Here is a 24,354-nt window from a genome sequence, read left to right on the forward strand (position 1 = left end):
GCATGTCAGTAATATTTAGTATTTATCAATGTGCCGAAATCAATCTTAAAAACAGTATGATGTACAAATTTCGTTGTGTGCGCACTTTTTATAATGTGACTTGGTCACTTATTCCGTTCAAATAGTACCGAATTTGACGTTTATGTACAGGATGAATGTATCACCGTGAGTCTGAATTCACCGGATTCTTGGTCAAGCGCAGTATTGGCTGTGAGCTAATGCGCCATCTGTATCGCTATTTTGTACTAAGAAAAATTCTCCAATTGTTTTTGATACTTTTTCTGGAGAGCTTCATTGCCTGCTGCACGTTCAAGTTGAATCATGAGTTGCAAAGAGGGCTTCTTCACGCCATACATTTGATTGAATCTCATTAATCGAATTCTAGCTTCAGTATAATCACCGCTATCAATTTCTATTTTAGCGAGTTGCAAAATCGATTTTGGTCTATGGGGGTCATGATCGATAGCTCTAGTAAAGTAGTATCTCGCTTTGTCTTTATCTTGTGATTTTAGCGCACAAAAAGCTGCATTCTCATAGCTCGCTGGAATAAGGTAGTAATAAGGCTGCTCAATGGCTCGATTAAACATCTGATCGGCTTTTTCGAAGTCACCTCGCTTGCAAAGAAAAGTACCGTAGTTATTGAGCACATTTCCGTTTTTAGTGTGTTGGCGTAGAGAGCGTTTATACATCTGTTCGGCTTTAATATCTTCACCAACCGTTTCGTAGTAGTGAGCCATAGATAATTGCGCGCGATAGTATTGAGGTGCGTGGTTTAAGGCTTGTTGTAAGTTATCATGCGCGCGAATCATGTTACCGCCGTCTAAATAACCTAAGCCAAGTGCGATACGTGATTCTGCCATTGCCACAGGATCGGCTTTAACGACAGGGCTTCCATCTTCTTTCACCGTCACGCAACCCACGAGTGCAAACTGAGACAATAATATTAGTGCACCGAGCTTTGCTGTTTTCATTCTTTATCCCTACATCCCTGAATCTTTCTGCATGATATGAATTACTTAGCAAAAACCTATTGAGGAAAAAACACTATGCGATCAGGTTTGCAAACTGTTATGAAAAAGCCGCCATATGGCGGCTTGGTTCACATATTACATTTCGGTAATGATGAGTGCTTTGTTTGCTTATTTTGAAGCTAATCGTCTTTAGTGAAAGCATCTTCACTGAAGTGCTCGAGGTCGTACGGTGTTTGCTGATAAACACAGTAGTTCAGCCAGTTTAAAAAGAGAAGGTGTCCATGGCTTCTCCAGCTTGCAATTGGTGGGTTATCTGGGTTGTTGTTTGGGTAATAGTTGACAGGAATAGCGGGCTCCATACCTTCGCTTAAATCTCGGATATATTCATTATGTAAGGTGTGAGAATCATACTCAGGGTGTCCTGTGACAAAGACATTGCGTTTGTCTTTTGTGGTGGCCAAGTACACACCTGCGACATCCGATGTCGCTAAAATGTCTAAGTCAGTATGCTCTTCTAGAAAGTGAGGCGAAAAATCTGCGTAACGCGAGTGAGGAGCCAAAAACGTGTCATCAAATCCACGTAAGATAGGGTGAAATTGATGATGGATTTGGTGATGATACACGCCTGAAAGTTTTTCTTTACGCGTTTTTTTAGGTAGATCGTAGAGTAGCTTTAGTCCTGCTTGCGCAGCCCAGCAAACATAAAGAGTGGATGTCACATGATCTTTTGCCCACTCCATGATGGTTTTGAGATGATCCCAATAAATGACATCTTCAAATTGTACCAAACCTAATGGAGCCCCAGTAATGATCATGCCATCGAAGTTTTTATCTCGCACCATTTCAAATTGGCGATAAAACGTGTCTAAATGTTCAGTTGGCGTATTTTTACTCGGGCGGTTATCAATGCGCAGTAATTCGACGTTAACCTGTAGTGGGCTGTTTGAGAGTAGACGCAGAAACTGAGTTTCAGTCTCTATTTTTTTTGGCATCAGATTAAGGATCAGCACTCTTAAAGGACGTATTTCCTGACTCGCTGCACGCGTTTCACTCATCACGAAGATGTTTTCTGTCCTTAATACATCGGTAGCTGGTAATTGATCTGGAATTCTAATTGGCACGACTTTCTCTCCCTAAGTATAGTCAATCTAGACGTCTATACTTCTAAAGCTAACTTAATTAAGTTTAGATGTCGATACGAAATCCGACTTTTCAATCTACTCTTTACATTATGGTAAACCGTACTCGGGGTTGTCACACAATTGTGACTAAAGCAGAGTTTCTGATGAGATAGGTTTGAAACGCAGTGTGTACTATTTGCTGGTAATTATGCGATCACGTTAATATGTGAAGGTGACTTCGTAGTAAGGAAGTCTCAAATTAATGAGCCATACTAAAAACAATCAGCTCACCATTTTGCATTAATGTGCATATTTGGAAACATCGTCAGTGGAGGACATTATGTTCGGTATTTTCAAGAGAAAGACAAAGATTCAGAGCATCGCTCAAGAAGTTCCTTGCGTGCTACTGCATTCGTTTGGTGATAAAGACATTTATACGCCGGAAGAGATTGATCAAGCTCTTCAAAAGCTGGGTTATGATAAGAGCAAGGATATCAGTCATTATCAGTATGCGTATGGAATGTTTGCCGATGAAGCCTCTTACGAGCTCCTAGAACTAACGGATGAGCTAGGTAATTATGGTCATTTCCAACGTGAAGTAGGTAAGATGCTACTCAATACACCTGAGCCGATTGATATGCATATCTACTTTGAAATTTCTCGTCAGCACCAAAACGTCAGCCTTTCACCTGGTCATCAAAAAGTAAGCGAAAGTGATGGTGTGTAAACATCGTTAGTGGTATTCCATCGTGAGATGAGTTGGGTATAATGCGCGGCCTAATTATCCGGACATGTTGTCGGTTACATTTCTGTTGAGCGTTAATGCCTTATGTTCAAAATGCTTGTCTCTATGCCACCAATGTTGGCGCTGTCGATAGCGATTGTATGTGAAGTGATTGCCACTTCTTATATTCCCAAAACAGAGCAATTTACGAAAGTAATGCCGAGCACAGTCGTTTTGATTGGTTACGGCATCGCTTTCTTCTTGCTTTCCGTCACAGTGCAAACAATGCCTGTCGGGGTTGTTTATGCCATATGGAGTGGTGCTGGGATCGTTTTGGTTGCGACGGTTAGTTACTTTGTTTACGGACAGCGTCTAGACTTACCAGCCCTAGTTGGTATTGGGTTTATTATCGCTGGTGTGTTGATCGTAAATTTATTATCCAAAACAGTAGGGTACGAATAACGCCACTCGACTTGTTAAGTGAATAAGAAGCCGCAGCGAGAAATTGCTGCGGCTTTTTAGTGCAAATTCAATCGCTAATGGCGAGTATTGATATGATGTCTTATTGTTGCATTCATCACGGTCGCATTATGTGATTGAAAAACAGGCATTATTTAGCGCATTGAAAATACAAAGTTATGTTTCTTCAAACTTTAGGAAAGGGCAGTAGATAAATCACTCCGATAGATGTTAACGTGGCGACTCATCTTTACTGCTTTTTCATTCCCTACATATTTCTGCAAAGTTCTTATTGTGTAGTGTGTCGAAGAACCATAGAATCCGCGCGCTTTAATTTATGTTATTAGCGTTATCAATGATAAAAGTGCAGTCCATTATCATTGTTTTTATCACTTATAGATGGGCACATCTGACAATACTTACATGAACAAATACAAAAAGCCTGCATTCAAGGCCGAATTTCTTTTGCCTCGTTACTGGGGAACGTTAATTATCATTAGCGTGATGTACTTACTTAGCCTCCTTCCTTTTAAAGTTCAACTAGCTTTGGGACGCAACATTGGTCGTTTAGCTATGCGAATCATGAGAAAACGTCAAGTTACGATCAGACGCAATCTTGAGCTTTGCTTCCCTCATATGGGAAAATGCCAACGCGAAGCAATTCTAAAAGACAACATCGACAATACTGGCATCGCACTTTTTGAGACCGCAATGGCATGGTTTTGGTCAGATAAACGGGTAAACAAACACGTCACGATAAAAGGCATGGAGCATCTAGAGGCTTTAGAGAAGTCAGGCAAAGGTGCATTAATGTTGGCCGTACACTCAATGAATCTAGAGTTAGGTGCTCGAGCTTTTGGCATTAAAAAGTCTGGAACCGGTGTTTATCGCCCAAACAATAATCCGTGTTTTGATTATTTTCAGTATAAAGGACGCTCTCGCTCTAATCGTACACTGATTGATCGTAAAAACGTCAAAGCCATGCTTGAAGCACTTAAAACGGGTGAGCGAGTTTGGTATGCACCGGACCACGATTATGGTAACCGACGCTCGACATTTGCACCGTTATTTGCCGTTAAAAATGCTTGTACTACGACAGGTACAAGTTTGTTGGTTGATTCTACAGATTGCGCCATTGTGCCTTTTACGATGGTAAGAGGAAAAGACGGACACTATACCCTAACCATTAGTGCGCCCGTCGAAGGTTTCCCGAAAGAGGATCATCAACGCGCCGCCGCATTCGTGAATCAAATAGTTGAAACATCAATCATGGCAAGTCCGAGCCAGTATATGTGGCTTCATCGTCGGTTTAAAACTAGACCAGAGGGTGAGGACTGTTTGTACAAGCCTAGGCTCATCCCTAGCTTGGCATAGCATGTAGAGACTAAAAAAGCCCAAGGAACATACGAACCTTGGGCTTTTACTTTCTATTCGTTTCGCTTTATAAGTAGCGATCTTTTAGGTGAGCTTGAAAGTGTTTAGCATTCAGTGTTTCACCCGAGGCTTGTTTTACCAACTCATCAGTGGTGAATAAGCTACCTTTACTCCAGATGTTTTCTGAGAGCCAATTGAATATCGGAGCTAAGTCGCCAGAACGAATAACCGCATCTACATCGACGGTTTGTTTCATTGCTGCCATAAATTGTGCAGCGTACATCGCACCGAGCGTGTAGGACGGGAAATAGCCAAAACTTCCGTCTGTCCAATGGATATCTTGCATACAGCCATTTTTGAAGTTTCCTTCGGTTGATAGCCCCAAGTACGCTTTCATCTTTTCGTTCCAGAGTTCTGGTACATCTGTATGTTTGATGACGCCGTTCATGAGATCTCGCTCAATTTCATATCGAAGAATAACGTGAGCAGGATATGTGAGTTCGTCAGCATCTACGCGAATAAAGCCTTTTTCTACGCGAGTGTAAATTTTGGCTAAATTGTCTTTTTCGAATTCACTACCAGAAAAATGGTTAGAAGCCAGTCGAGCGAGGTGATCGATAAACGCGCTGCTTCGTCCTATTTGCATTTCAAAGAAGAGTGATTGTGATTCATGAATACCCATAGAGCGAGCTTCTCCCGCGGGTGTTCCTGATAAATCTTTTGGTAGCCCTTGCTCGTATCGAGCATGGCCAGTTTCGTGGACAATCCCCATCAATGATTGGACAAACTCGTTTTCATTATAACGTGTCGTAATACGCACATCTGTCGGTACACCGCCACAAAATGGGTGGGTACTCTCATCAAGTCGACCGTGTTCAAAATCGAATTGAAGTAGCTTCATGACTTCCAAACCGAGCGCTTTTTGCTTTTCCGCAGGGTAGTGTGCAGTTGGCAATAAGATGTTGTCTGATTGTTGTTTTTCAAGCGCTTCATCGATCAAAGTAGGAAGCCAGGTTTTCACGTCAGCAAAAAGAATGTCTAACGACGCAGACGTTGTGCCAGGTTCATAAACATCGAGCATGGCATCATAAGGAGTCGTGCCATTTGCTTCGGCTCTAATTTGCGCTTCTTCCTGCGATAGCTTTACTACTTCAGCCCAGTTCTTTTCAAAACCAGCCCAGTCATTTTCTCCACGTTGTGTACGCCATGCATGTTCACATTTGGAGCCAGCAAGAGATTGAGCTTGAACTAATGATTCTGGTAGTAAGTTAGCTTGCTGCCACCCACGCTTCATTTCTCTTAGGATAGATTTTTCTTTTGTAGACAGCGTCTCTTCTTCTGCCTGAGCGAAAAGCTCTCCCAAGTGCGGTTGAGTCATTAAAGAATGGATATGTACATCAAGCTCTGCCGTGGCATTCGAGCGTGCTTCAGCGCCACCAGGTGGCATGACCGCTGCTTGATCCCAATCTATGATGGCAGATAGATGCTCAAAATTTGCCACTTTTTTGGAATGTTCAACGAGTTTTGTAAATGCGTTCATGTGACTACTCTTATTCTTTTGTTCTTTCCCTAAACACCCGATAACGGGTCCTTCATATGGTGTTGCACTAAGCAACCTGCGTTAATTTACTAATAATTAACAATTAACTCCAACCCATTGTCCATAAACTCACCCAGTTGTATAGCTCTCTTAAAAAAGAAGCTTGCGAATCTTGTGGATTGGCGGTATTGATGAAGGATTGACAATTAATTATCACGATAATATGGATATTTTGAATTTCGAGGCATTTATTATTGCCATTACGATTTTAACGTTAACGCCAGGTTTAGATACTGCACTTGTTATCCGTAACACTAGCCGCTCGGGCCTAAAAGATGGATGTACAACCAGTCTAGGGATTTGCTTTGGCTTATTCGTACATGCTTTTTTTTCTGCGGTTGGTATCTCGGCGATTCTTGCGCAATCAGCAGAGTTGTTCCAAATCGTAAAAATGATTGGCGCAGCTTATCTTATCTGGCTTGGTTTGAGCAGTTTAAAAGCGCTAATGTCGTCGAAAGATGGATTGACCGTGACCGAGCAGATTCACGAAGTGTTTAATGGTAAGCGCTCTTTTAGAGAGGGCTTTCTTTCTAACGTCTTGAACCCGAAAACGGCGGTCTTCTATTTGGCTTTCTTGCCACAGTTTGTGAATCCAGAAGGTTCACCCTTGCTTCAATCAATGATGATGGCATCTGTACACTTTGCTATTGCGATGGTTTGGCAGTGTGGTTTAGCTGGCGCGCTTAACTCGGCTAAAAATCTACTAAAGAATGCAAGCTTTATGAAGTGGATGGAAGGCGCGACGGGCGCAGTATTAGTCGCACTTGGTGTGAAGTTATTAATTGAAAAACCCGTTTAATGCGTAATATTTATCGATTGTTGATACTACTCGCTGTATTTATTGTGGGGATAGGTGCCGCTGTTGCTTGGCATACGTGGCCACAAGTACAGTTTGCGCAACGCGGCATGATCTGGTCTTGGCACTGGGGCTACTTCGAGCCTTTTGCTAATGGAATACAACAAACGCGAACTCAAGACACTAAACAGTTATTGCTCAGGCGTGTGTATTTGCATGACGCTATTGTCGTTTTTGTTTCGACAACTATGGACAATAAATTTGAGGTCGACGTTGTAAAAGAGCAAACCTGTGAACCTAAAACGACGACTTGGGCTTCGGTCTCTGTCAATCATCAACGTGTCAGGCATGTACCTATGGTGTGCGATGCGTTTGGGCAAGGCTACTTTTATCGCTACATCGGGAAACATCTGGAATCGATTGAGGTTGGTGTCGGCGACTCGTTTGTAACAGAAGCATTTTTAGACTGGCCGCTATCAGAGTTGAAAGCGGATCAATTCAAGAAAAAAAATGCGAAGTTTTTTGAAGAACGTGGAGAAAACGTTGAGCATCAATGGTTGAGAGATTAACCATTTAACCGAAGATAAATAAAGCCCGCTAAATAATAGCGGGCTTTATGTTTTTACCATTTCTAATGTGCTTTGCTCTCCGTTACTGGTAGTTTGTGACCGAACAGCTGTCGTTTCACTAAGCTTTCACTGCTTCAACTTCACCTGATTGCGATGTTGAGCTAAAGAACAGTTTGGTTTCTGCCAGTACGACGTGACGCAGTGCGATCAAACCAATCAGGTTAGGAATTGCCATCAGACCGTTTACGATATCAGCCAGTAGCCAAATCATATCGAGGTGAAGGAATGCACCAGATGCCACCAAGCCAACGAAAATCAGTTTGTATGGAAGCACAGCTTTAGTTCCGAACAGGAACACAACGCAACGCTCACCGTAGTAGTTCCAACCAAGAATGGTGGTAAAAGCGAAGAACATCAAACCGATTGAGACGAGCATAGGGCCAAATGTATCTGCATTTAAACCCACCGCAAAAGCATGAGTCGTCATCGCGGCGCCTGCTAGGTCACTTTGCCATGCACCGGTCAGGATTAGAGCAAGGCCTGTCATGGTACAAATAATGATGGTATCGAAAAAGGTACCCGTCATTGAAATTAGGCCTTGTTTAACACAAGAGTCTGTCTTCGCTGCTGCTGCTGCCATAGGCGCGCTACCCAAACCTGATTCATTTGAGAACACACCGCGAGCGATACCTGATTGGATTGCCAGCATGATGCTTGCACCTAAAAAACCACCAGTCGCTGCTGTTGATGTAAAGGCTGAAACCAGCACTAATTCAACGGCATTGAACAATTGGTCTGCATTCATGATGATCACGCTTAAACACGCCAACACATAAAATACAGCCATGGTAGGAACCACTTTTCCTGCAACGTTAGCAATGGATTTGATGCCACCCAAAGTTACGAAAGCAACCAAAAGAGTTAGTACAAAGGCAGATAGCTCACGGTTAACACCAAGAGATATCTCACTTGCATCCAGAATCGCGTTTACTTGTGGAAACGTACCGATACCAAAACAAGCAACACCCAAAGCAAACACTGCAAACATGATCGCGAGAGCTTTTGAGCCAACACCGTATTGCAAGTAATACATTGGGCCACCAATCATTTGGCCTTTATCATCGACTCTTCGGTACTTAACCGCCAACAAACATTCGGCGTATTTAGTCGCCATTCCGAAAAGGGCAGCGAGCCACATCCAGAATAGAGCGCCTGGTCCACCGAGTTTGATTGCTGTGGCAACACCAACAATGTTACCAGTACCAATTGTTGCTGAGAGTGCAGTACAAAGAGCTGCAAAGCTAGAAACGTCACCTTGAGTATTAGATGACTTATCTTTACTGAATACCATCGCTAGCGCTGTTGGGAGGTGTTTAAACTGGATCAAGCCAAGGCTAAAAGTGAAGTAAACACCTGTACCCACTAGCAAAATAAGCAGCGGTGGACCCCAGACAAAATTATCGATGGTTTGTAGTAAAGATTGTAGGTTGTTCATGATTTCCCCTTAATAAAACAACTAATAAGGAGAAGAGGGAAAGGACGAGATCAACGATCTCTAAAAGAACTAAGCTATTGGCTGTAGGCGGGAAGGCCAAGCAAAATAGTTAGGTTGTAACTTTCCACTCCTCTGTCCTTTTGCCTGAGAGTTTCACCTTGCGTGAGTGCAAGACTTGCTCCTTCGGCGACCGATTTAACGGTTCTCTCCAGAGGTTCCTCCAACTACAGTCCCCGCTACCTAGGTAGCACCTGAAATAGTTAATTCTTCGGCGAGTTATGCTAATCAAATGTTAAAATTTGATTAATAACCACTCTCCTGCAGTCTTCATCGGAACAATTACTCAATTAAATGAGTAAAGGTTAGTTAATGATGCTGGTCATCATTAACGTGTGAACTCTATCATGTTTTTGGTCCATTTCAACACCCTATGTCAATTTATTTTCAATGAAATAACCTTATCTATTTTCATGAAGGTATGTTTGCCAATCTTTTTGTGCGAGTCACGGCATAAATAAAATTTATTGGGTTAGGGAATGGAACCCAAAAACACTTCAGAACGATAAATGTGTTTCGATCGTTACGACATAAGTTATTCAATTAAGGACACAAAATTGATTAAAATCGGAGCACTTATTTTAAAATCTACGCTAAGTTGACCTTATGGTACGTATAAATGGGTTACAATGAATCTTTGTGAAACAGTCTACGGACCTAGGCAGTTTTTCATGAGTGGACAAGGAGGCGGTATGACCAGATTATTAGCCATTGCGGTGTTGATTGCAGTAGCATTTGTGCTGTTTCGTTATCGAACCAATGAAAAAGTCCAAAAAGCGACCGTTATAACATTAATTGGCGCATTTCTGATTTATACAGCATCAATTATGTTTGCGGAATTGATCCGCTAGCAAAGTAAAAGAGTCCTTGGAGTAGTATACGGTGAGTTCTCAGAACAAAATGGAAGAGCAAGACGACGTAGTTGTCATTGAAGAGCGTGACAAACGTACGCATATCTATATCGCAATCGCTGCGGTGTTAGGCTTGGCATTTGGTGGCCTTGTTGGATCGGTTGTCACTGCGAACAAGTGGGAATCGACTTACCACGTATTAGAAGAAAAGTATCAAGCACTAACGCAAGATAAAACCCAGTTGGAATCTCAAGTAAAAGTGCGTGAAGAGGCGCTTGACCAAGAAATACAAAACCAAGTTAGTGAGTTACTTGCCGCGAAAGACGAAGCGCACCAGAAAGCACTTAAGAAGTTGCAAAAGCAATTGACTGAGGTCGAGAAGGTCAACTTGTCACTAGAGTCTCAATTGAAGCAGCAGGCAGATAAGATCAACACGACGAAGTCAGAAAATGAGAAGTTGAGTCGTCAAGCGGATATGCAAGCGACTATGTTTGAGCGGTCCCGCGAAGTATTCCAGAAAGAGCTGAAAATTTCGCAAGAATTAGAGTCTCTCGAGAAAGAACGGTCGAAATTATTACCTAAGATTGAGAAACTCAAGAAAGAGTGTGACGTATTTTTAGAAGGCAAATCTTGGGACGTGAAGTCGGACGCGTGTGATAAACATGATGAAGCTAATTCACGACTAAGTCAGGTCGATCAAATGATTGAAGTCTATAAAATGGACCTCAAACAAATCAAAGCAATAACGGAAGATATCGGCCTTTAAGTCTTTTGTATCCGATTTTTGAAAAGCAAAAGGAGCTCTTTAAGAGCTCCTTTTTCGTTGTTAGCTATGACTTTAAGGCTGCTCGTATATTAGATTCGTGAGGCGTCATAGCCTGAGGCGAGCAGGAGCTCTCGTTCGTGTTTAATCAGCTGAGCTCGATCTTCAATTAGTTCATTGAGTGCTTGAGATGGCTTACCTGCTAATGCTTTGAACGAATCAAAAGATTCCGCGGTGTCGATTTTATCAATCATCTGACTGATGACATTACGAGCCTCACACGGGTTACTCGTCGTTGTAAAGTATTCTACTTGCTTTGCTGCCGATTTCATCTCAGTTAATAGCTCAAGCGGGCTACTTTCTTTGGCTACTGCCATGTAGTTATCCAGCACGCGCTTTGCATAAAGCAGTTCTTTGAGGGGGATATCTCTTCCGCTCTCGATTAGGGATTCGCTAAGGATCATACTTGAGCTCATGGGCATTCCTTCTTATTACTACGCCGCTTTTGATGTTTCCTTGAGTCTAATTTATTGAAGTCACATTGGGAATGGGTAAAAAGCATTTTTAACGCATTTTTATTCATTTATGAAAACACGAATGCGATGCTTATCTGGATCGATAGCCATAAAATTTAACCCATACACTGATGTCGCTGGTGGTTGAACAAACTCAACACCTAGGTCTTTCCAGCGCTTGTAAATGCGCTCTAGCATATGACTATTGGGCACCGATAAAGACAACTCGGTGCCACCACCTCTAATTCCGCTGTAGGGTGAAAGATTATCTCTTTGCTTGAGTGTCAACGTTAAGCCTTCGGTCAGTGGAATAGCGGCGAAGGTTGGAGACAACTGCGTGACTTTGCGTTCGAACAGTTTCGAATAAAAAACTTGGCTTATGTGGATGTCCTCAACGTAGAGAACGAATGAATTGATAGTCAGCATGGTTTGTTCCTTAATCAATTAGAAATAGTAGGGGCAATCTAACGGAAAGGAACGACAGGAGTTGTCAGTAGAACATTCTCGAAGGTAAGTGACAGAATAAGAAAAAGGAGCCGTTTAGCTCCTTTTTATCAGCGGAATCATTGGTATTAATGAGTGTGTTTGGAAGAATACCAGTTGTTTTGATACGCTTTAGATGCAAATAATGCGTTTGCTTTTGCACGCTCGATAATAGATTCGTCCACCTCTAGCGGCTTCATGGTTTGGTCTTTAAAGTCGTACGCCAGGGTCGATATCTTTTCACCAGGGGAAAGCACAACGAGATTGTCGCGCGTTAAATAACCAAAGTTTTTGTCGTATTGCATCATTGCGCGTTCATCTTCGCGAGCCAGTGGCTTCGTTAAATCACGACCAATCATCGGTGTTTTAGCATCTACCCCAATCAGAGATAACAGTGTAGGCGGCATGTCTATGTTGTTTGCTATGCGGTCATCTTTACGTGGTTGAATGCCTTTACCAAGGATCAATGCTGGAATGTGAAAGTGCTTAACTGGAACAAGGTTAGCGCCAGAAACACGTGCATCATGATCTGCAATTACAATGAAAATGGTATCATCCCAATAAGATGACTTTTTCGCCTTTTCAAAGAAAGTGCCCAAAGCGTAATCGGAATATTTAACGGCGTTGTTACGCGTCATATATTCTGAATCGTATGGCTCAATTTTGCCTTTTGGATACTCATAAGGGCTATGATTACTTGACGTAAAAACTAAGCTAAAAAAAGGTTTGTCGCTTTTTGAAAGGCGTTCAAACTCTTCGTTTGCTTTGTTATATAGATCTTCATCACTAACACCCCAAGAGCCAACAAAGCTTGGGTTGTTATAATCGTCTTCTTCTACTATTTGATCAAAACCGTTACCAAAGAAGAAAGTTTTCATGTTGTCAAAGTTGGCTTCACCGCCGTAAATAAATTGCGTGTGATAGCCTTGAGCTTTCAGTAAGTCCGCGATAGTAAAGAAACCCGTTTGGCTTTTACTCAGCTTCACTACAGCGCGAGAGGGAGATGGAGGAAAGCCCGTGGTTACGGCTTCAATTCCACGAACAGAACGAGTACCAGTGGCGTACATTTGTGTGAACTGCCAACCTTCCTTCATGAGTTCATCAAGGTTTGGTGTTAGAGGCAAACCGCCCAAATCACCGACAAATTGGGCGCCTAAGCTTTCTTGTAGCAAAATCACTAAGTTTTTATGTTTACCCTGGTAAGTCGCGGGGTTACTGTTCATGGTTGGGAGTAATGAAGGGGTGAAGTCGGACTTTGTTGATGAAGTGCGAACTAATTCCAACATCTTTTGAGTGTCCATTTTTCCGTAGAACTGCTCAGCACTCTTTTCTGACTTCATGCTATTAACCGCAAACAACAATGAGTAAGATGAGTTCAGTGCTAAGTCGTTAAGCAGTGGATCGTTAGAAAAGGCGACCATAGCAGGATTTAGCGGGCGGTGACCTAAAGATGAGCGAGCACCTGCAACCCCAAAAAGAACAACGAAAAGTGCCAATAGTGGTCGCCATTTCCAGTTGACCTGCTGCGCCTTATCGGTCAGTTTCTTACTCCACTTCCAACCTAAAGTGATGGTTAAAACTGTACCTAACGCACCAATAAACAGTTCTAATTTGTAGCCAGTCCAGAGCATACTCAAGACTTCTTTTGGGTAGATTAAGTATTCCACAAACAGGCGGTTTGGACGTAGGTCGTATTCCTGAATGAATGGCGCTGTTGCGAGCTCCATGTATACAAGCACCCAAAGCCCTAAAACCATCCATATGCGTAATATTCGCTTCCAACACTCTCCCATCTTACCGGTTAATGGCATGAAGGTTGAAAACAGTGCTGGAAGAATAAATAACCAGCAAAGCGTTGCAATATCTACGCGCAAACCTTGACCTAGGATGTAAATTAAGTCGTTTAGAGAGTCAATACGGTCAATCTGCCAAAAAGCTAGCAAAACTCTTGAGATAGACAGAAATAGAAGCGAAAACAAAGAAAAGGCAGCAATTGGCTGCAAAGGCCCCCACACAGAGCTCCTTGATAAGTTTTTCATATTTATTCGAATAGTTTAATTGTTATGTTGTGTTGTTTTTAGCAAAGCAAGCGTGAAATAAACGTGAATTATAATGTGGGTTTATGGTCGAGTAGTGTAAGTGTTGGTATGTCTATGTAAGGGGGAGGGGCGTTTGTGTAAAAAAAGAGCCAGTTGATAACACCAACTGGCTCTAGAGGTTGATAAAGGCATGATTACATTGCGGCTTTCTTCGCTTCTTCGACCCAAGCGTCGAACTTTTTCTGGTTCGCTTTGATCCAACCATTTACATGAGACTCGATGTCCGCTGAGCTGTTCTTACCTTGGCTCATCATCATATTCTGAGCACTAACATCATTGATATTTAGTTTGATGATTTCAAACAGCTTTGCAGCAGCAGGGTTGTTTTCTGTAAACTCTTTATTGGCAACGATGCGCATAGAGTTCATCTCGAAGCCGTAGTTCTTACCGTTCTCTAGTGTTGTATCAATGTCCTTACGCTCACCAGGAAGTGAAGAGAATGGCACTTCTAACCACACAACATCTTTCCCCGGAACTAAAACGCCACTTACCCAGTACGGTGTCCAAGTGTAGTAAAGAATCGGATCGCCTTTTTTGTAACGTGAGATCGTATCAGCGATAATCGCTGCGTAGTTACCTTGGTTGTGTGTTACTGTGTCACGGAGTTTGAAAGCATCCAACTGATGCTCAACAACCATTTCACAACCCCAACCTGGGTTACAACCAGTTAAGTCCGCTTTGCCATCGCCGTTTGCATCGAATAGCTTCGCCAATTTTGGATCTTTTAACTGACCAATGTTAGTGATGTTATATTTTTCCGCTGTTTTCTTATCGATCAAATAACCTTGCGCAGCACCACTTACGTATTGGCCTTTACGGAAGAACTTATCATCACCGCCAGACATCGTGTACTTATCGGCGTGAAGAGGGAACCAACCAACCGCTAAGAAAGTAGCATCACCTTTAGCAATAGAGGTGTAGCCTACGTTGTAGTCCACTTCTTTGGTCGGTTTAACATCGTAACCAAGCTCTTCAAGTGCGCGGTTTACGATCAACGTTTGAAATGTTTCTTCTGCAACGGTTGATTGAACAGGCTGAACAGTGACACCTTCACCCGGTAGTTCACTTGCCACACCATAAGTTGAAAATGCGATAGTACTTAGAGCTCCAACAGAGAGCGCTTTCTTCCATGAATTATTCATTGATGTTTCTCCTAAGTTTTAGATCGTCTTGGTTCGTCTTTGTTTTCAGTTTTAATAGGTATGAAACAGGACCTGTGTGATACCAGCGAAGTTTAGTGTTGCCCGCATTAACCCCTAACACCTGGGTGATACGGTCTAACAAAATCGCAAGAATAACGATGCCTAAGCCACCAACGGCAGCAAGACCCATATCAAGTCGGCCAATACCACGAAGTACCATTTGGCCTAAGCCGCCAACAGCAATCATTGAAGCAATCACTACCATAGAAAGTGACAGCATTAAGGTTTGGTTTACACCTGCCATGATAGTTGGTAACGCCAACGGTAACTGGATGCGATAAAGCATCTGTTTTTTGTTTGCCCCGAAAGAGTGGCCAGCTTCGATAAGCTCTTCAGGTACTTGTTGAATACCCAAAATAGTCAGGCGCACAACGGGAGGCAGGGCGAAAATGATCGTTACTACTACGCCAGGAACGTTACCAATACCAAACAACATAACAATTGGTACAAGGTAAACGAACGCGGGAGTCGTTTGCATTGCATCTAATATTGGCCTAACAAATTTGGCAGCGGTTTGGCTCCTTGCCAACCATATCCCCATTGGTAGCCCTATAAGCAAACAGAAGAAAACGGCGGTTAACACCAGTGCTAGCGTTGTCATCGCTTGTGACCACGCACCAATTAGGCCAATGAAAACAAGGGATACAAGAGTAGAAAAACCAAGTTTTACATTGGAAAACTGCCACGCTAGCAAAAATAAAATGAGTACCATTATAGACGCAGGTGTAGACGCCAAAGCAGTTTCAAACGACGTTAGAATAAAGTCGATTGGAACTCGTATTGCTTGGAAAACAGGTCGACCATGTTCCACCAGCCAGTTCAAACCGGATTCTACCCAGCTATCGAGGGGTAAAACCGCATCTTGGAATGGGTTCATAATATCGAATGGCGCTTGCTCTACAGTTTCTGAGTTGAGCCAATCATTACTTGGCGCGGCCTCTGTACCTTGCGACCAAGGATCATCTTGCGCAGGAGCAGTATTTGACCAGGGATCATTGTTAGTTTGCTCTGAAGACATCGTGTTAATCCTTATCTAGTGTTTGTAGAAGACGTGATTTAGTCACGACACCAAAGTAAGTTCCTTGCTCATCTACGACAGGCACGGCATAAGGAACACCAGCAACCAGACCCAAAATGTCATTAATTGACTGATCAGGCTGAAGAGTAACTTCATCCGGTAATTGAGCACTGGCTAACGAACGGTTTTCTTTATGAGCCAAACGTAGTGAATCAAGAGATACGATGCCGGAATATCGGCTAGATTTATCGACGACAATACCGTAATCACGGTCGTGATCCATCAGAATCTGCATCGCAGAGCCTGGACCGTCATTTTCCGATTTCTTAAAAACAGCCGCTGGCTTCTTGCGCGCGATATCTTTTGCTGTCAAGACACTTGCGATGTTTACGCCGCGGAAAAATGCTTCGACATAATCATTTGCTGGACTGTGTAATATTTCATCAGGTGTACCAACCTGAACAACCTCACCGTTTTGCATGATGGCGATACGGTCGCCAATGCGCATTGCTTCATCCAAATCATGAGAAATGAAGACAATTGTGCGTTTGTCATCGTTCTGTAGACGAATAAGCTCATCTTGCATCTCAGAACGGATCAATGGGTCTAAAGCGGAAAACGCCTCGTCCATTAATAGGATGTCAGGATCACAGGCTAACGCTCTCGCTAAACCAACGCGCTGTTTCATACCACCGGATAATTCGTCAGGGAAAGATTCTGCATAAGGGTCTAAACCCACTCTTTCTAAGGCGGAAAGGGCACTTTTCTGACGCTCATTAACATCGATGCCGGCAAGTTCTAAACCAAAGGCGGCATTTTCAATCACCGTCATGTGTGGCATGAGTGCGAAACTTTGAAACACCATTGAGATATTATTACGACGAACTTCTCGAAGTTCATTCTCGGAGATGTGGGCGATATCTCTTCCTTTGAGATAAACACTACCTTTAGTCGGCTCAATGAGCCGGTTAAGAAGTCGAACAAGGGTGGATTTCCCGGAGCCAGAAAGGCCCATGATTACGAAAATTTCCCCTTCATTTATGGTGAGAGATACATCGTTTACGCCGACTGTTAAACCTGTCTGTTCAAAAATACCGTCTTTATCGACGCCTTTGTCGATAAGCGAGAAGGCTCTCTCTGGGTCTTCTCCAAACACTTTATACAGTCCCTTAACTTCCAGTATGGGATCCATGTTATCTGTCCTTTTTCGTGTGTTTATAACTGTTTAACGATTTGTACTCTAATTAATTTTAGTTCAACTTTCAACGAAAGGGGGTTGGTTAACTAGTTCTGCCGTGCATAGAGAACTCGTTGAGCAAGGTATGTTCAATTCTTATTTTTTATATTTAAAACAATTGCTTGTGATGTGTTTTTATCCGCCATAACGTTGCCCTGACGTAGGGTTGAATTTATTTTGAATTTTTTTGTACATTTCAACTCAACTCGCTTGCATAGATATAAGCTGTGATAGCTTAGAACTCTACATATAAAAAGGTTAGAGCTCTAATTTTTGGTTAAGGCTTGGTCCTGTGAAATCGGTTAGGTACTGTTATCCTTAGATTTATTTATTGCTTGATTTCACTCAGGGTGATATTTATCGCTGTAGTTTAGGCAACGTATGGAATAAAAAATGGAAGCCGAACAGTTAGAAGTGCTCAATTTCATTAGCCAGTACCCACCTTTTGATGACCTACCTGAAGAGCAGCTTAGAAAAATTGCTCTCAATGCCGAGGTTGCATACTTTCAACAAGGAACAAAAATCCTTAACTTCGGAGATACGATCCGCGACTTGTATATGGTGAGAAGTGGGGCGGTAGAGATTTATCGACGTAAAGGTGAACTTTACAACAGGATTGATGCTGGTGGACTGTTTGGTCAGATGGGGTTGTTGATGAACAACCGCGTACGTATGCCAGCCAAAGCGATAGAAGACACTCTCGTTTACTGTATTCCGGAAAACATCTTCAATGAACTTTGTGATGAGTTTGAAAACTTTGCGGACTACATGGAACTGGAAGATAGCGCGCGTTTGCGAAGCGCAATATCTAGCCGCTCCGAAAGCAATGACTTTACCACCGCTAAGGCACGTAAAATCTTAGCAAGAGATCCAGTAACTCTGGAGGCAACGGCTTCAATTCAGGAAGCTGCGATACTAATGGCAGAGGAAAATGTCACCTCTCTGCTCATTATTCGCCCGACAGAGGAGCTCACAGAAGAAGATGACGAACAGCTGCTTGGAATATTGACTGATCGCGATCTTTGCATTCGCGTACTAGCTCAAGGTATTGATACCAATATTCCAGTGAGTGAGGTCATGAGTTATGACGTGGTTTCATTGGATTATAACGCCTATGTGTTTGAGGCCATGTTAACCATGTTGCGTTACAACGTGCATCATTTACCAATTTTAAAAGATAAAAAGCCGATAGGAATTATTGGCATGACGGACATCGTTCGTTACGAATCTCAGAACAGCCTATTGCTAGTGAGCTCTATTTTTCAGCAAACCAGTGTCGAGGATCTCAAGCAGGTTTCTGAACAAGTAAAAGACTGTTTCGTAAGAATGGTCAATGAAGATGCCAACGCGCACATGATTGGTCGAGCCATGTCGGTTATAGGCAGTAGTTTCAAACAACGCCTCGCTGAATTAGCTGAGCAAGAGTTCGGCCCAGCGCCCATTCCTTATTGTTTAGTCGCAATGGGTTCAATGGCGAGGGATGAGCAGTTAATTGTAACGGATCAAGATAACGCGCTTATTCTCGATAACAGTTATGACGTTGAGATTCACGGAGAGTACTTTGAAAAGTTTGCTAAATTTGTTTGTGATGGTTTAGCGGCATGCGGCTATGCTTATTGTACTGGAGGCATTATGGCTACCAACCCAGAATGGCGAAAAACTCGTGCAGAATGGGAAGAATGCTTTGGAAACTGGATAGACAATCCAACCCCTGAGAGATTGTTAAATAGTAATATCTTTTTTGATCTCCTCGGTGTGCATGGGCGAGTGAAATGGGCGGAGCAATTAAGCAGCTTTATTGTGAGACGAGCGAAAAGAAATAACCGCTTTCTTGCTTGTATGGCGTATAACGCAATACGTAGGACGCCTCCACTGGGCTTTTTCAAAGACTTTGTGATGGAGAAAGATGGTCGTCATCGCAACTCGATTAACTTGAAGCGAAGGGGGACGGCTCCGTTGGCCGATTTAATACGGGTGCATTCTCTGGCAATCGGTTCGCGATCGCAAAACTCTTTCGACCGTTTAGATGACATTAATGATGCTGGCATTTTACCGAAAGGTCGAGGTTTGGATTTAAGGGATGCGATGGAGCTAATCTACATGGTTCGAATTCGTCACCAAGCCCTTGATATAGAAAATGGAGAAGAGCCAGACAACAATATTGAGCCGGAGAACATGTCTGAATTTGAACGTCGAAACTTAAAAGCAGCATTTCAAATTCTAAGTAACGCTCAGAACTTCATTAAGTTTCGATACCAGAGAAGTAGCAAATAATGTGGTTCTCAAAAAAAGTAGAAAAAGAACAGCCGTTGTTGGATACATCCCAGACGCCAGAGTGGTCAATGTTGTTCAAACAACTCGCTAAAGAAGCGAAAGACCAGAGGCTCAAACGCTATTATTCGACACCAATGGTTAATGGGGAAACACCAATTGAACAAGTGCCATTTGTCTCGGTAGACTTTGAGACAACAGGATTGAACTCGGAAGAGGATGTCATTCTCACGATCGGACTTGTGCCGTTTACTATTGATCGTGTTCAATGTAATGGCTCTGCTCATTGGGTCGTTAACCCAAACAGAGAGTTAAACCACGAGTCTGTCATTATTCACGGTATCACTGACTCTGAGGTTAAAAACGCGCCGCAGCTGTCTCAGATCTTGGGTGAAATATTGGATGCGTTGTCAGGCAAAGTGGTTCTCGTTCACTATAAGAACATTGAAAGGCAGTTCTTTAATAATGCCTTGCTAAATAGCATCGGAGAGGGGATACAGTTTCCTGTTGTTGATACGTTAGATATTGAGTATGCGATACAGCGCCGTGAATGCAGAGGTTTTATCAATAAGTTGAAAGGCAAGAAACCCGGTTCTGTACGATTAGGGCACGCTCGTGAAAGATATGGCCTCCCTGCTTATCAACCTCACCATGCCCTGACGGATGCGTTAGCAACTGCGGAGCTGTTTCAAGCACAACTGCAGTATCACTTTAATCGAAACATGCCAATATCTTCGGTTTGGCAATAGGCGTTATTTATGGTGAAAACAATAAAATGCAATGAGAGATAGGGGGCTTTAAGATTATGATGGCGGATTGAGTAACCGCTTATAAGAACAATGTTTTATGAACATGTGCTTGGTAGTGATGAAGACGTTTCATTACTCGAACTCCGACGAAAGTAATTTAAACTTGGTCACGTATTTTTAAGGAGATTATCCGTGAGCACCGATAATAACGGTGGCATTCAACGCCCCGATGGAAAAGTAAACGCAATAGATACTGACTATCAAATTGGTCAGGATAACGTTGCGCTAAAGGTAGGCCCATTTGGCCTTGATATTCACAACCGTGTTTTTGCAATTTCTGGCTTAGCAATCGTCATGTTTGTTGTGATAACACTATTATTCCGAGAACAGGTAGAGCCGTTTTTTGCAGACCTACGAGCGGGTTTGTTGCACAATTTAGACTGGTTTTTTCTCGCTTCAGGTAATATTTTTGTCATTGTCTGTGTCGGATTGATCTTCACACCATTAGGCCGTGTACGAATCGGTGGTACTGAAGCAACACCGGATTACTCCTATGCTGGATGGTTGGCAATGCTATTTGCTGCGGGTATGGGCATTGGTCTCGTATTCTTCGGTGTATCAGAACCGATGTCCCATTTTAGTTCTGCGATTGGTGGCGTGAGCGTTGAGAATGGTGTTCGTACTGACTGGGCACCGCTAGGTGGTGCAGAGGGCGACGCAACTGCAGCTTCGGCCTTAGGGATGGCTGCGACGATTTATCACTGGGCACTTCATCCGTGGTCAATATACGCGCTCTTGGCTCTTGGGCTGGCTATCTTTTCATTTAACAAAGGTTTGCCACTCACCATGCGCTCAATTTTTTACCCTTTGTTTGGTGAGCGTGTATGGGGTTGGACTGGTCATATTATCGATATTCTTGCAGTGGTAGCGACGGTTTTTGGTTTAGCAACATCGCTAGGCTACGGTGCATCTCAAGCCGCAACGGGTTTGAACTTCCTGTTTGATGTCCCAATGACCAATACCACGCAGGTTATATTGATTATTGGTATTACTGCGCTCGCTTTAATCTCTGTTGTGGCTGGACTCGATAAGGGCGTGAAAATCTTATCTGAAATCAACATGGGTCTTGCAGCGCTGCTATTGCTATTTGTTATTGTTGTTGGCCCGACGATTGCGATTTTAACTGGTTTCTTCGAGAACATCGTTTCCTATGTGGCTAATATCCCTGCCTTATCTATGCCATTTGGACGAGAGGATGTGAATTACTCTCAAGGCTGGACGGCGTTTTACTGGGCGTGGTGGATTTCTTGGTCACCATTTGTGGGTATGTTCATCGCACGTGTGTCTCGCGGTCGTTCAGTTCGTGAGTTTATTATTTGCGTTATTCTTATCCCATCTTCAGTTTGTGTGTTATGGATGACGGCTTTTGGCGGTAACGCAATTAGCCAATACGTTAATGATGGCTACGAGGCGGTGTTTAACGCAGAACTACCTTTAAAACTTTTTGCCATGTTAGATGTTATGCCATTGGCTGAGATAACATCTTTTGTCGGCATTATCTTAGTCGTGGTGTTCTTCATTACCTCTTCTGACTCAGGATCACTGGTTATTGATACTATTGCTGCGGGCGGAAAGGTCGATGCACCAACGCCACAACGCGTGTTCTGGTGTACGTTTGAAGGTTTGGTTGCGATTGCATTGATGTTGGGTGGTGGTCTAGCTGCTGCTCAAGCAATGGCGGTGACGACTGGTTTACCATTTACTATTGTTTTGCTTGTTGCAACGGTATCTTTGATAAAAGGTTTGATGGATGAACCTCGTCCAAAGGCGGTTTCTAAGAAATCAAAATAACTAGTATCAGCAGTTAAATCATTGATAAAAGCGGTATGCGAAAGCATGCCGCTTTTTTTTATTTCTATTTTTCTCTGAGAAATGAACAGCATGGAAAACGGTCTTATTCTGGTTGTTTTTTGTACTGCGCATTTAGGTGACTATTTAATAAATTAGACCTCGAACTATTTTAACTTTTGGTTAATAGGTTTGTTTTTGTGATGTGTGTCACAAAAATACCGATAAAAAGGCGGATTATTTGATTTTTAGTCGCGAGGGATGCCCATAATAAAAAGGAAATTTAATTAGACCTCAAAGGATATGTATTTTCACATGATCACATCAGCACCTTGGGTCCTTTATCCAGAGATTGGAGAAGACTCAAGTAAAAAATGGATTTTTCGTGAGCCTAAAATCTCTGATGGTGACGACATTTACAGCTTGATTGCAGACTGTCCTCCATTGGACATGAACTCATCTTATTGCAATTTCCTACAGTCTACGCATTTCAGCAAAACCAGTATTTTGGTTGAGCAAAAAGGCGAAATCGCAGGTTTCATTTCCGGTTATCAGAAACCAGACGAGCAAGACGTTTTATTTGTCTGGCAAGTTGCAGTCTCACCTCGCTTTAGAGGTCATGGTTTAGCATTCCGCATGTTGAAAGAACTTCTCACCCGAGAGGAATTAGGCGGTGTTAAATCGGTAGAAACTACCATCACGGAAGATAATAAAGCCTCTTGGGCACTGTTCAAAAAGTTAGATGCGATGAACGGCAATTCTGGCCAAGTAAGCACATTTTTGGATGAAGAAGCCCACTTTAAAGGCAAACACGATACAGAATATTTGTATCGCATTCCTCTCAAATAATCCTCAAACAATAGGAATTAAAAACGGTCTCATCATGGATATTTTCAAAAAGCAGGAATCCAACGTACGCTCATATTCAAACAATTTCCCGGTCGTTTTTCGTAAAGCGAAAGGCTGCTGGCTAGAAACAGAACAAGGTGAACGATACTTAGACTTCCTTGCTGGAGCGGGATCTCTAAATTATGGCCATAACAATCCAGTACTAAAACAAGCGTTGCTTGAGTACATTGAAATGGACGGTATTACTCACGGTTTGGATATGCACTCAGAAGCGAAAGCATCGTTTCTGGAAGCGTTGGATACTTACATCCTTAAACCAAGAAACTTGGATTACAAGGTTCAGTTTACGGGCCCAACAGGCACTAACGCTGTTGAGGCGGCATTGAAGCTGGCTAAAAAAGTAAAAGGCCGCGACAGCGTCGTTGCGTTTACTAACGGTTTCCATGGTTGTACTGCTGGCGCACTGGCTGCAACGGGTAACCAGCATCACAGACAAGGTAACGGTTCTAGTCTAAGTAACGTCACTCGTATTCCATTTGAAGGTTACGCTGGCGTAGATGGTCTCGCGCTGTTCGAAACCATGCTAAATGATAACTCTGCAGGTATGGATAAACCAGCCGCTGTACTTCTTGAAACTGTGCAGGGTGAAGGTGGTTTAAATGCTGCTTCAAACGAGTGGTTACAACGTTTGAGCAAAATCTGTAAAGCCAATGACATTCTTGTGATTGTCGATGACATTCAAGCAGGTTGCGGACGTACCGGTACTTTCTTTAGTTTCGAGCCGTCTGGTATCCAACCGGATATCGTGACGCTATCGAAGTCGATCGGTGGTTACGGTTTGCCGATGGCTGTCGTATTACTTAAGCCTGAGCTTGACCAGTGGAAGCCTGGCGAGCATAACGGTACGTTCCGTGGCAATAATCACGCCTTTATTACTGCTGCAAAAGCACTAGAAATTTACTGGGCAAACGATGATTTTGAAACACACATCAAGCAGTGTTCAGACAAGGTAAGTGCAGTTATTGACCGTTGTGTTCGTCGCTTTCCTCAAATGTTTGTGCAGAAAAAAGGCCGCGGCATGATGGTTGGTATTGAATGTATCAATGGTGACATGGCATCTGAAATTGCGAAAAACTGTTTCGAGAATGGAATGGTGATAGAGACAGCGGGTCCAGAAGATGAAGTTGTGAAGTTCTTCTGTCCACTAACCATCAGCGAATCAGAGCTAGATCAAGGACTAAGCATCTTTGAAAATGCAGTAGAGACTATCGCTGCGAAACATTTCAAACAAGCATCTTAATAA

22 protein-coding genes and 1 riboswitch are annotated in these 24,354 nt (G+C 42.8%); of the genes, 12 read left to right on the forward strand and 10 right to left on the reverse strand.

Annotated features, from left to right (window positions below; all coding sequences use genetic code 11):
* Positions 1-245 precede the first annotated feature (245 nt).
* Positions 246-971, reverse strand: a complete 726-nt coding sequence (gene pilW / locus R8O70_RS16010; RefSeq protein WP_151514736.1) for a type IV pilus biogenesis/stability protein PilW — start codon at positions 969-971, stop codon at positions 246-248.
* Positions 972-1,150: 179 nt separating this feature from the next.
* Complete coding sequence (metA, locus tag R8O70_RS16015) at positions 1,151-2,092, reverse strand: homoserine O-acetyltransferase MetA (protein ID WP_158159640.1); 942 nt, start codon at positions 2,090-2,092, stop codon at positions 1,151-1,153.
* Between the two features lie 340 nt (positions 2,093-2,432).
* Here metA and R8O70_RS16020 point away from each other — a divergent pair, with 340 nt between their 5' ends.
* The 3 genes from R8O70_RS16020 (at position 2,433) to R8O70_RS16030 (ending at position 4,649) form a co-directional block, all read left to right on the forward strand.
* A complete protein-coding gene (locus R8O70_RS16020) occupies positions 2,433-2,819 on the forward strand; it encodes a DUF6559 family protein (protein ID WP_005377791.1) in 387 nt (128 codons plus the stop codon).
* 123 nt (positions 2,820-2,942) lie between these two features.
* Positions 2,943-3,278 carry a DMT family transporter gene (locus R8O70_RS16025; protein ID WP_258481193.1) on the forward strand — a complete coding sequence of 112 codons (336 nt, stop codon included), beginning with the start codon at positions 2,943-2,945 and terminating at the stop codon, positions 3,276-3,278.
* Positions 3,279-3,698: 420 nt separating this feature from the next.
* Positions 3,699-4,649, forward strand: a complete 951-nt coding sequence (locus tag R8O70_RS16030; protein ID WP_170890598.1) for an LpxL/LpxP family Kdo(2)-lipid IV(A) lauroyl/palmitoleoyl acyltransferase — start codon at positions 3,699-3,701, stop codon at positions 4,647-4,649.
* A 67-nt stretch (positions 4,650-4,716) separates the two neighbouring features.
* Here the strand turns inward: R8O70_RS16030 and R8O70_RS16035 are convergent, their stop codons facing one another.
* Positions 4,717-6,189, reverse strand: a complete 1,473-nt coding sequence (locus R8O70_RS16035) for a carboxypeptidase M32 (protein WP_258481164.1) — start codon at positions 6,187-6,189, stop codon at positions 4,717-4,719.
* Positions 6,190-6,412: 223 nt separating this feature from the next.
* On the opposite strand from R8O70_RS16035, the gene R8O70_RS16040 reads away from it, so the two are divergent.
* Positions 6,413-7,048 carry a LysE family translocator gene (locus R8O70_RS16040; RefSeq protein WP_017820932.1) on the forward strand — a complete coding sequence of 212 codons (636 nt, stop codon included), beginning with the start codon at positions 6,413-6,415 and terminating at the stop codon, positions 7,046-7,048.
* Positions 7,048-7,614: a hypothetical protein gene (locus R8O70_RS16045; RefSeq protein ID WP_005377786.1), complete on the forward strand. Its 567-nt coding sequence runs from the start codon at positions 7,048-7,050 to the stop codon at positions 7,612-7,614. Before R8O70_RS16040 ends, R8O70_RS16045 begins: the two co-directional genes overlap by 1 nt.
* 118 nt (positions 7,615-7,732) lie before the next feature.
* Here R8O70_RS16045 and R8O70_RS16050 read toward each other — a convergent pair whose 3' ends face one another.
* Positions 7,733-9,109 carry an alanine/glycine:cation symporter family protein gene (locus R8O70_RS16050; protein ID WP_005377785.1) on the reverse strand — a complete coding sequence of 459 codons (1,377 nt, stop codon included), beginning with the start codon at positions 9,107-9,109 and terminating at the stop codon, positions 7,733-7,735.
* Between the two features lie 122 nt (positions 9,110-9,231).
* A riboswitch (glycine riboswitch) is annotated at positions 9,232-9,331 on the reverse strand.
* A gap of 527 nt (positions 9,332-9,858) precedes the next feature.
* Here R8O70_RS16050 and R8O70_RS16055 point away from each other — a divergent pair.
* Positions 9,859-10,017, forward strand: a complete 159-nt coding sequence (locus tag R8O70_RS16055; RefSeq protein WP_005377784.1) for a hypothetical protein — start codon at positions 9,859-9,861, stop codon at positions 10,015-10,017.
* A 31-nt stretch (positions 10,018-10,048) separates the two neighbouring features.
* Positions 10,049-10,783: a chromosome partitioning protein ParA gene (locus R8O70_RS16060; protein WP_033905210.1), complete on the forward strand. Its 735-nt coding sequence runs from the start codon at positions 10,049-10,051 to the stop codon at positions 10,781-10,783.
* Between the two features lie 89 nt (positions 10,784-10,872).
* Here R8O70_RS16060 and R8O70_RS16065 read toward each other — a convergent pair whose 3' ends face one another.
* The 6 genes from R8O70_RS16065 to proV all read right to left on the reverse strand — a co-directional run bounded on the left by R8O70_RS16065 (position 10,873) and on the right by proV (position 17,289).
* Positions 10,873-11,256: a hypothetical protein gene (locus R8O70_RS16065; protein WP_054576467.1), complete on the reverse strand. Its 384-nt coding sequence runs from the start codon at positions 11,254-11,256 to the stop codon at positions 10,873-10,875.
* Between the two features lie 99 nt (positions 11,257-11,355).
* Complete coding sequence (locus R8O70_RS16070; RefSeq protein ID WP_005377781.1) at positions 11,356-11,721, reverse strand: VOC family protein; 366 nt, start codon at positions 11,719-11,721, stop codon at positions 11,356-11,358.
* A 146-nt stretch (positions 11,722-11,867) separates the two neighbouring features.
* Positions 11,868-13,817: an LTA synthase family protein gene (locus tag R8O70_RS16075; RefSeq protein ID WP_054577882.1), complete on the reverse strand. Its 1,950-nt coding sequence runs from the start codon at positions 13,815-13,817 to the stop codon at positions 11,868-11,870.
* Between the two features lie 194 nt (positions 13,818-14,011).
* Positions 14,012-15,019 (reverse strand): glycine betaine/L-proline ABC transporter substrate-binding protein ProX, encoded by a 1,008-nt coding sequence (proX, locus tag R8O70_RS16080; RefSeq protein WP_005385703.1) that lies wholly within the window; start codon positions 15,017-15,019, stop codon positions 14,012-14,014.
* On the reverse strand, positions 15,012-16,097 hold the full coding sequence (gene proW, locus R8O70_RS16085; RefSeq protein WP_318184256.1) for a glycine betaine/L-proline ABC transporter permease ProW: 1,086 nt from the start codon (positions 16,095-16,097) through the stop codon (positions 15,012-15,014). The genes proX and proW overlap by 8 nt, the downstream gene beginning before the upstream one ends.
* Positions 16,098-16,101: 4 nt before the next feature.
* Positions 16,102-17,289, reverse strand: a complete 1,188-nt coding sequence (gene proV, locus R8O70_RS16090) for a glycine betaine/L-proline ABC transporter ATP-binding protein ProV (protein WP_017633996.1) — start codon at positions 17,287-17,289, stop codon at positions 16,102-16,104.
* Positions 17,290-17,727: 438 nt separating this feature from the next.
* On the opposite strand from proV, the gene R8O70_RS16095 reads away from it, so the two are divergent.
* From R8O70_RS16095 to ectB, 5 genes are all read left to right on the forward strand, one after another.
* Entirely contained in the window at positions 17,728-19,608 is a 1,881-nt protein-coding gene (locus R8O70_RS16095; protein WP_318184257.1) for a DUF294 nucleotidyltransferase-like domain-containing protein, read from the forward strand.
* Positions 19,608-20,354 carry a 3'-5' exonuclease gene (locus R8O70_RS16100; protein ID WP_005377774.1) on the forward strand — a complete coding sequence of 249 codons (747 nt, stop codon included), beginning with the start codon at positions 19,608-19,610 and terminating at the stop codon, positions 20,352-20,354. The genes R8O70_RS16095 and R8O70_RS16100 overlap by 1 nt, the downstream gene beginning before the upstream one ends.
* 192 nt (positions 20,355-20,546) lie before the next feature.
* The gene (locus tag R8O70_RS16105; protein WP_005377772.1) at positions 20,547-22,205 is read left to right on the forward strand and encodes a BCCT family transporter; all 1,659 of its coding nucleotides are present in this window, start codon (positions 20,547-20,549) and stop codon (positions 22,203-22,205) included.
* Positions 22,206-22,517: 312 nt separating this feature from the next.
* Complete coding sequence (gene ectA / locus R8O70_RS16110; RefSeq protein ID WP_005393379.1) at positions 22,518-23,051, forward strand: diaminobutyrate acetyltransferase; 534 nt, start codon at positions 22,518-22,520, stop codon at positions 23,049-23,051.
* A gap of 34 nt (positions 23,052-23,085) precedes the next feature.
* A complete protein-coding gene (gene ectB, locus R8O70_RS16115) occupies positions 23,086-24,351 on the forward strand; it encodes a diaminobutyrate--2-oxoglutarate transaminase (RefSeq protein WP_025766718.1) in 1,266 nt (421 codons plus the stop codon).
* Positions 24,352-24,354: the final 3 nt, after the last annotated feature.

Origin of the sequence: Vibrio sp. 779(2023), assembly GCF_033344285.1 — a bacterium.
Lineage (GTDB): Bacteria > Pseudomonadota > Gammaproteobacteria > Enterobacterales > Vibrionaceae > Vibrio > Vibrio alginolyticus.